This window comes from Mesorhizobium sp. M7A.F.Ca.AU.001.01.1.1, from assembly GCF_004022735.1.
GTDB lineage: Bacteria > Pseudomonadota > Alphaproteobacteria > Rhizobiales > Rhizobiaceae > Mesorhizobium > Mesorhizobium ciceri.
In genome coordinates this window covers 1-7,395 of the sequence record NZ_RZPF01000292.1, presented here as the reverse complement: position 1 = coordinate 7,395, position 7,395 = coordinate 1, and the positions used below count along the sequence as shown (strand labels likewise).

At 60.1% G+C, this 7,395-nt stretch carries 8 protein-coding genes and 2 pseudogenes; all 10 read right to left on the bottom strand.

Annotated elements, in window-relative coordinates; genetic code table 11:
- The coding region (locus EN884_RS18680; RefSeq protein WP_164895052.1) for a glycosyltransferase family 9 protein at positions 1 to 1,118 on the bottom strand (1,118 nt) is incomplete at its 3' end.
- A gap of 181 nt (positions 1,119 to 1,299) precedes the next feature.
- Positions 1,300 to 1,914 (bottom strand): hypothetical protein, encoded by a 615-nt coding sequence (locus EN884_RS18675; protein ID WP_244514471.1) that lies wholly within the window; start codon positions 1,912 to 1,914, stop codon positions 1,300 to 1,302.
- Between the two features lie 80 nt (positions 1,915 to 1,994).
- Complete coding sequence (locus EN884_RS18670) at positions 1,995 to 2,741, bottom strand: hypothetical protein (protein WP_013525202.1); 747 nt, start codon at positions 2,739 to 2,741, stop codon at positions 1,995 to 1,997.
- A gap of 36 nt (positions 2,742 to 2,777) precedes the next feature.
- Positions 2,778 to 3,539: a response regulator gene (locus tag EN884_RS39640; protein ID WP_164774409.1), complete on the bottom strand. Its 762-nt coding sequence runs from the start codon at positions 3,537 to 3,539 to the stop codon at positions 2,778 to 2,780.
- Positions 3,540 to 3,700: 161 nt separating this feature from the next.
- Positions 3,701 to 4,198 carry a histidine kinase dimerization/phospho-acceptor domain-containing protein gene (locus tag EN884_RS40135; protein ID WP_063170678.1) on the bottom strand — a complete coding sequence of 166 codons (498 nt, stop codon included), beginning with the start codon at positions 4,196 to 4,198 and terminating at the stop codon, positions 3,701 to 3,703.
- Positions 4,194 to 4,280, bottom strand: a pseudogene (locus EN884_RS40130) (hypothetical protein); the annotation flags it as partial. The gene EN884_RS40135 and the pseudogene EN884_RS40130, both read right to left, overlap by 5 nt.
- Positions 4,280 to 5,365, bottom strand: coding sequence for a sn-glycerol-3-phosphate ABC transporter ATP-binding protein UgpC (ugpC, locus tag EN884_RS18660; protein WP_063170677.1), 1,086 nt, complete (start codon positions 5,363 to 5,365; stop codon positions 4,280 to 4,282). The pseudogene EN884_RS40130 and the gene ugpC, both read right to left, overlap by 1 nt.
- Positions 5,366 to 5,376: 11 nt before the next feature.
- Positions 5,377 to 6,309: a 3-keto-5-aminohexanoate cleavage protein gene (locus EN884_RS18655; protein ID WP_063170676.1), complete on the bottom strand. Its 933-nt coding sequence runs from the start codon at positions 6,307 to 6,309 to the stop codon at positions 5,377 to 5,379.
- Positions 6,310 to 6,338: 29 nt separating this feature from the next.
- On the bottom strand, positions 6,339 to 6,989 hold the full coding sequence (locus EN884_RS18650; RefSeq protein WP_245441368.1) for a carbohydrate ABC transporter permease: 651 nt from the start codon (positions 6,987 to 6,989) through the stop codon (positions 6,339 to 6,341).
- Between the two features lie 195 nt (positions 6,990 to 7,184).
- Positions 7,185 to 7,395 (bottom strand): annotated as a pseudogene (locus tag EN884_RS18645) (sugar ABC transporter permease); the annotation flags it as partial.

The following is a 7,395-nucleotide window of genomic DNA, read 5'->3' as shown; positions in this document are numbered from 1 at the left end:
CTAACCGCCTCTATCAACTCATGTGTTGCTTGAGCGACCTTGGCAACGGGCAATCGGTGCACGCAGTAGACGCCGCCCGGGTTGTTGGGTTTGCACAAATGGGGAGCAACACACTGGCAAGGCAATGGCGGCTCAACCGTGCGGTAAGGCACGCCAACTGGCCCCCAGACATCTGGGGGAGTGAGCCCGTAGAGGCCCACAACTGGAGTTCCGACCGATGCGGCCAAGTGCATTGGGCCGCTCTCGTTTCCCAGGAAGATAAACGCGTCCGCAAGCAATGCTGTTAGTGTCTCAAGCGAGGCTTTGCCAACAACGCTTGCCAACGGGGAGACCGCCACATTCAGGATACGTTGCGCGATTGCGCTCTCGTCAGGTCCGCCAATCAGCAGTGACCGCAGGCCCGTCGTTTCATAAACTTCATCGATCACTGCGGCGAACCGTTCAGGTTGCCAGCACCGCCCTTCGAACCTTGGTCCGGCGTGCACCGCGACGAAAGCTTTTGCATTCAGATTGCTCTGAGCCAGAATCTGGGTCGAAGCGCCTCGTCCGATGGATGTGGGCTCAAGCCTCGGTGTCACTTCACTCGACGTTATCCCGAGCGCTCTCAGCGGCGAAAGATATCGGTACAGGTAATGCGCGCCTCCCTGGCCGAAGGTTTCAGCAAATATATTGGCAGGCTGACTTTCCCAAGATTTTAGAGGCACTTCGGGGGGATCGTATCCGACGCGCATTGGGGCGCCGATCAGCTTGTGTAGCATCCTCGATGTCTTCGAGTCGGTCAGATCGATGGTGAGATCGAATTTTCGGCGGCGGAGCTCAGCGACCAAGCTTGAATATTCCTTCAAGCGCCTGGTTAGGCTTCTACCACCACCTCGAGGGTCGAATCCGATGGCTATGTCTGCGATACCCTGGCTGACCACCAAGTCTCGCAGGCCAGGAGCGCAAAGCATGGCCATGATGGCGTGTGGGTAGGCGACGCGCAGATTTCGCATAAGCGCCGAGGTCAGAATGACGTCCCCGATGTACTTTGCCTGGATAACCAGAATGGATTTGACAGCCAGCCGATCAGCCATCGAGATATTCAGCACGTCAAAACGATGGGGCAGGATGTTGGTCATTGGGCGCGCACACACGTCCAAGAGAGCTCATGTGCCGCTTGTGGTGATCGATGGATCGGCAGCCTTGGAACCTCCGACCCATGCACCTCTCGTTTGTTCCACAAACAAAAAGGCAATCCCACGCAGCGCTCGCTGCCTGGGAGGAGCGGAACCGGGGCCTGTCGGTCTGCGGATGCCGTGGTCATGGCGTCTGTCCCTGCCAAAGCGGCAATCCGCTTTCTCTGGCGAAGTCTCTATCTTCCGCGTAGATGGGCTCGCCTCTTCTCGCCACCCGCCGAAGCAAATCCGCATCTTCGTCGGCATGATATCGGAAGGCGTTTCGGCTATCGTATCCATGCCCGGCCTGAGACAGGGAAAACCCGCTGACCACAACCGGAGCGAAGCCGGCGAAACGCGCAAGCATGACAGCGAAAGCCCCCGTGGAGATGTTCCGGTGCCAGCCGCGGGATACGTGAAATTTGCCGCTAAGCCGCCAGACGATGTTGGCAAGCTGCCACCTGGTAAGCGCCTGCAAGGTCTCGTAACGATAATCGAAGGTGCGACAGCCGGCTTTCAGCTTGTCCTCCACGTCAGGCCAGATCGGGACGATCAGATGCTTTGCCTGCCGCCCTTTTAGCAAGTCACGCTTGTAGAAGTCCTGCTCACCTTGGCCAACCAGAATGCCGCGACGCATCAGCGCCATATCAGGAGCGGCGAGGCCAAAGGTTTCCGCCAAAATCTGGGAAGCGTTGACGGTTATAAGCGCCCAACCGGCATCATGTCCGTACGGGAGGCGAAAATTCGGCGCCGATCCCATGACCAAGGCGGGACCCGTGAGCCTAGGCAAGCGGAGGATGGGCTTTGAGAGCACGGGCAAGAGATCCGAAAGCGGAGGTTTCATGCGGGGATCTGAACCGCATTTTCCTCAAACGCACGCAGAATGCTTTCTTCTCGGCTCCACAATTCGTCCCATTGTGTGGCGCCCGACCAACCGGCAAACCAGGGACCGCCGAGCGTGTAGTGCGCCAGCGACACCTCGGCGGGGTCGAGTTCGGAAGCCGACGCCCCTACGAGGTAGTTCCATGCCAGAGGCAACTCCCCGATCTCATGATCCTCGAGCCATTTGAAGGCGTGGAGGTCACGTCCGGGCCACGTATTAAGCATTTCGTTCGTCAGTCGTTTGTTGGCGGGATGATCTAGATTCCACAAAACGACCGACGACCAGTTCTTGCGCCGATAGAACGTCTGCGTTTGTCCGTCCATCTTGACGGCTTCAGACTCGCGTTGCCGGTGCTTAACCGCCATGATCGCGTAGGAAGGATCGACCAGGTCGAGCAGCTTGACGGGATCCTGCAGAAAAAGAACGTCACAATCGCAGAACATGGCCCAGCCGCCTTGCCGCATAAACGGAACGGCAAAGCGCGATATGGCAAACTCGGTCGCCATCGGTGCCTCGGAGATCGGGCACCAGAGCCTACCGTCACGTACCTCCATCGGTCGCTTCATGATTCCTTGGGCTTCAAGGTCTTTGAGCACCAGTGGGTGGATCTGCAACGGCGTGCTTGTCCGGCGGAAGGCGCTCCATCGCGCCACCTCGAGGACTCGGGCTTCGCGTGGGTCGTACCCGATGTAGATTGGCATCATAGTGTAACTCTGCAGTTGGAAGTGAGTTTGCCCGAATTATGCAAGGTTGCGCGGCTGGCGGTAGACCCCAGGTAAATGGATCAACCCGCCGCGATGGCGATCGTGCAAGGCCAGAGCGCCACAGTCGGGATATTGTTGCAGTGAGGCCGGAGTCAAGCAACCGTGAGCGACGGTATTTCGTTTGGCTCGACGGAACATTGGCCGGGCCGGCGGCCCAATAAAGCGAACAGATGTTATCGCGCTCGCTAGCTCCTTTTCCGTGAATGGCTTGCTGAGAATCTTGATCTCGGGAGTGCCAGGGAGTTCGGCGTAGCCTGTTGCTACAATGACGGGGACGCTCGGCCACTTGTCTTTAATCGCCTTCGACAGCTGTAGGCCAGTCGTCTTCGGCATCGCGTAGTCCGTTATAACGGGGTCGAACCGGTGCTCCTCCAACAGCGCAAGGAAGGCGGCCGCAGAATGCGCCTTCGCAACGGTATGGCCGAGATCCTCGAGCATCGCAGCGGTATTCAACAGGACCAGGGCGTCCCCATCATCCACCGCCAGAATTCGCAGAGACACCGCCTCGATGACTTCCTCGGTCAGAACATCCGGCCCGCGCGCGACTTCTGAGCTCGCGGTTGCGATCGGCAGCCATAGTTCCGCTGTGGTTCCGGTTCCCCTGGAGCTCTTGAGCACTAGGCACCCGCCCATTTGCTCTGTCATCCCATGCACCATGGACAGACCGAGACCCGTACCTTTGCCAGCGCCTTTTGTGGTGAAAACGGTTCCGTCGCCCTTCGTCCATTCCTTCGCCACTGTCGGCTGCCGAGAGGCAGACATAATGGCCGGGAGCCAAGCCAGCACCATTGCTTTCGCCGACCTGTTCCATCCGGGCGGAAATGATGATCGGCCCACCATCAGGCATGGCGTCACTGGCGTTGACACACAGGTTGAGCAAGGCAAGTTCGATCTGACTTTCATCGATCATTACATGATCGAGCGAGAGCGGAAATTTCGTTTCTATGATCGCCCTTGAGCCAAGCGACCGCTCCAGCAATTCTCTCATTCCCTGGATTTAGGCCAATTAGGTCGACAGGCTTTGGATCGAGTTGCTGCCGCCAGGCAAAAGCCAGCATGCGCTGCGTCAAGGACGCTCCCCGTCGCGCCCCGAGCACCGCGTTGTCGAGAAGACGCAGCAATTGTGGATCGTCGGGAAGTCGTTTGCGGAGCAGCTCGAGACTTCCCAAAATCGCCATCAGCAAATTGTTGAAATCGTGGGCGACGCCGCCCGTTAGCTTGCCGATCGCATCCATTTTCTCCTGCGCCTTCTTCCGCTCCGTAATGTCGCGTGTGATCTTCGCGAACCCCAGGAGTTCGCCATCCTCGTGCCGAATGGGCGTCGATGACCACGTGGGACCAGAACGCAGTGCCGTCTTTGCGTATACGCCAGCCTTCGCGCTCAACTCGCCCTTCACGGGCGGCGATCTCCAGGGCACTTTGCGGACTGCCCCGCTCACGGTCCTTGAGAGTATAGAATTGCGAAAAGTGCTTGCCGATTAATTCATCTGCCGAATAACCCTTGATGCGTTCCGCACCCGCATAATGCGCTGACCCTTGGCGTTGAACAGATGCAACTGGGTGAGGTCCGGCGCCAGGAAAACCTTCTGGCCCGGCATCACGGAAATCCGCTCGCGCAGCAACGCGCTCAGCGTGTTGTTGCCGGCTTTGGCCATGACAAGGGTTTCCGCGCCGGTCGGCTCGACCACTTCGACCACCGCCGGCACGCCGCTGTCTGAGAGCTTGAGATGTTCGGGCCGGATGCCCCAGGCAAGCGCACTTTCGCCCTGTCCCAACGCAGGCAGCGGAAATACCGTGCCGTCGCTGGCGACAAAACCGTCCGTAGTGGTGCGGCCGTCCAGGATGTTCATCGACGGCGAGCCGATGAACTGGGCAACGAACAGATTGGCCGGCCGGTCGTAGAGATCGAGCGGGGCGCCGACCTGTTCGACGATGCCGCCATTCATGACGACGATCTTGTCGGCCATAGTCATGGCTTCGACCTGGTCGTGGGTGACGTAGACGATGGTGGTTCCCAGGCGCTGGTGCAGCGCCTTGATTTCGGCGCGCATCTGCACGCGCAGCTTGGCGTCGAGGTTGGAGAGTGGCTCGTCGAACAGAAAGACCTTCGGGTCGCGCACGATAGCGCGGCCCATGGCGACACGCTGGCGCTGCCCGCCGGAAAGCTGGCGCGGATAACGATCCAGCAAGTCCTGCAGTCCGAGGATCGTCGCGGCACGCGCAATCTTGGCGTCGATCTCGCTTTTATCGATCTTCTTCAGCGTCAGTGCGAAGGCCATGTTCTCACGCACCGTCATGTGCGGGTAGAGCGCATAGTTCTGGAAGACCATGGCGATATCGCGCGATTTCGGCGCGACATCGTTGATGATCTTGCCTTCGAGCGCGATCTCGCCGGCGCTGATGTCTTCCAGGCCGGCGATCATCCTGAGCAAGGTCGACTTGCCGCAACCGGACGGGCCAACCAGGATGACGAATTCGCCCGACGCGATGTCGACGGACACGCCGTGGATGACCTTCGCCTTGCCATAGGCCTTATCGACACCTGATATGGTGAGCGCACTCATTGGTATTTTCCTTAGAAAGAGACCTTGTCGCCGCCCTTGAGCTGCAAGATCTGCCGTGCCTCGTCAGGGGTGGCGACCGAAGCGCCAAGCCCTTCGATGATCTGGTGTACCTTGCGCACCTGCTCGGCATTGGATTTCGCCAGTTGGCCCTTGCCGATCCAGAGCGAGTCCTCCAGCCCGACGCGCACATTGCCGCCGAGCGCAATGGCCTGGGTGGCGATCGGCAGCTGGCTGCGGCCGGCGCCCAGCACCGACCAGTGGTAGTCCTGTCCAAACAGCCGGTCGGCGGTGCGCCTCATATGCGCGACATCTTCCGGATGGGTGCCGATGCCGCCCAATATGCCGAACACGCTCTGGACGAAGAACGGCGCCTTGACCAGGCCGCGCTCAACGAAATGGGCGAGCGTGTAGAGGTGGCCGATGTCGTAGCACTCGATCTCGAAACGCGTGCCGTTTTGCGCGCAGGTGCGCAGGATGTGCTCGATGTCGCCAAAGGTGTTGCGGAAGATGCGGTCGCGCGAGCCTTCGAGATAGGGGCGTTCCCAGTCATGCTCGAAGGTCTTGAAGCGCTCCAGCATTGGGTAGAGGCCGAAATTCATCGAGCCCATGTTGAGCGATGCAACTTCCGGCGCAAAGGTCGCCGCCGGCTTGACGCGCTCCTCGACGCTCATTGTCGCGGCGCCGCCTGTGGTGATGTTGATGACGCAGTCCGAGCGTTGCTTGATCACCTTCAGGAAGGGCGCAAACGCCTCGGTCGACTGGTCGGGCCGGCCGTCGGCGGGGTTGCGCGCATGCAGATGGACGATGGCAGCGCCGGCCTCGGCCGCGCCGATCGCGGCATCGGCAATCTCTTGGGCGCTCACCGGCAGATGTGGCGACATGGACGGCGTGTGGATCGAGCCGGTAACCGCGCAGGTGATGATGATCTTGTTCTGGTTCGCCACTTGAAATTCCTCGTCTATTTGACCGCAGTCTATTTCACCGCGCCTTGGGTGATGCCGGAGATGAACTGCTTCGACAGCACGATGTAGAGCAGCGTTATCGGCAGCGCCGCCAGAGTCAGCCCGGTGAACATCACGCCCCAGTCGGTGGTGAACTCGCCGACGAAGACGGTGAGGCCCTGCGGCAAGGTTTTGAGCTCGTCCGAGGTGATCAGCACCAGCGGGAAGAAGAAGTCGTTCCAGATCGGCACGGCGTTCTGGATGGCGACGATGACCAGGGCCGGGCGCGCCAACGGCAACATGATCGAGCGCATGATGCGAAATTCGCTGGCGCCGTCCATGCGTGCGGACTCTTCCAGTTCGCGCGGCAAGGTCCGGAGGAAGCCGGTCATGATGAACACCGCCGAAGGAATGCCCATGGCGACATAGACCAGCACCAGGCCGGCATAGCTGTCGACCAGCCCAAGCGAATCCAGCTGGATGAACAGCGGAATGATCGCCAGTTTCAGCGGCACCGTCATGCCGCTGAGGAAAAACATCAGCACCAGCGCGCTCAGCCTGAACTGGTAGCGGGCAATCGCATAGGCGGCCATGGTGCTGAACAGGAGGATCAGCGCCACCGCGGCCATGGTGATGCCGACGGAATTGGCGAGGTAGCGGACGAAATTGGTTTCGCTCCACACCCGCTCGGCATTGGCCAGCGAAAAGTGCGCCGGCAGGGCGAAGGGGCGAGCTGAAGATTTCGGCGTTGGTCTTGAACGACGACATCACCATGACGAACAGCGGATAGATCATGATGACGGCGTTGATCGCCAGCATCAGCTGGATGGCGCCATTCTTCAGCAACTCGGCGGGTTGCCCGGTGCGGGCTGTCGCGCTCACAGCTCGATCTCGCGACGGCGCAGGTAGCGAAGCGCGATTGCAGTGACGCCTGCAACGATGATGAACATCATCACGGCCAGCGCGCTGCCCTGGCCGAAATCCTGGATCCCGGTCGTCGTCGAACCGAAGGCGGTGCGGTAGAAATAGAGGCCGAGCACATCTGTCGCGCCGCCGGGCGAACCGGTGAGGCCAGCCATGACATAGGGG

Bases quoted from the DNA above. Each gene is read 5' to 3' on its own strand.
- ugpC (WP_063170677.1), bottom strand. From the start codon at position 5,365: ATGAGTGCGCTCACCATATCAGGTGTCGATAAGGCCTATGGCAAGGCG.
- EN884_RS18670 (WP_013525202.1), bottom strand. From the start codon at position 2,741: ATGATGCCAATCTACATCGGGTACGACCCACGCGAAGCCCGAGTCCTC.
- EN884_RS18675 (WP_244514471.1), bottom strand. From the start codon at position 1,914: ATGGGATCGGCGCCGAATTTTCGCCTCCCGTACGGACATGATGCCGGT.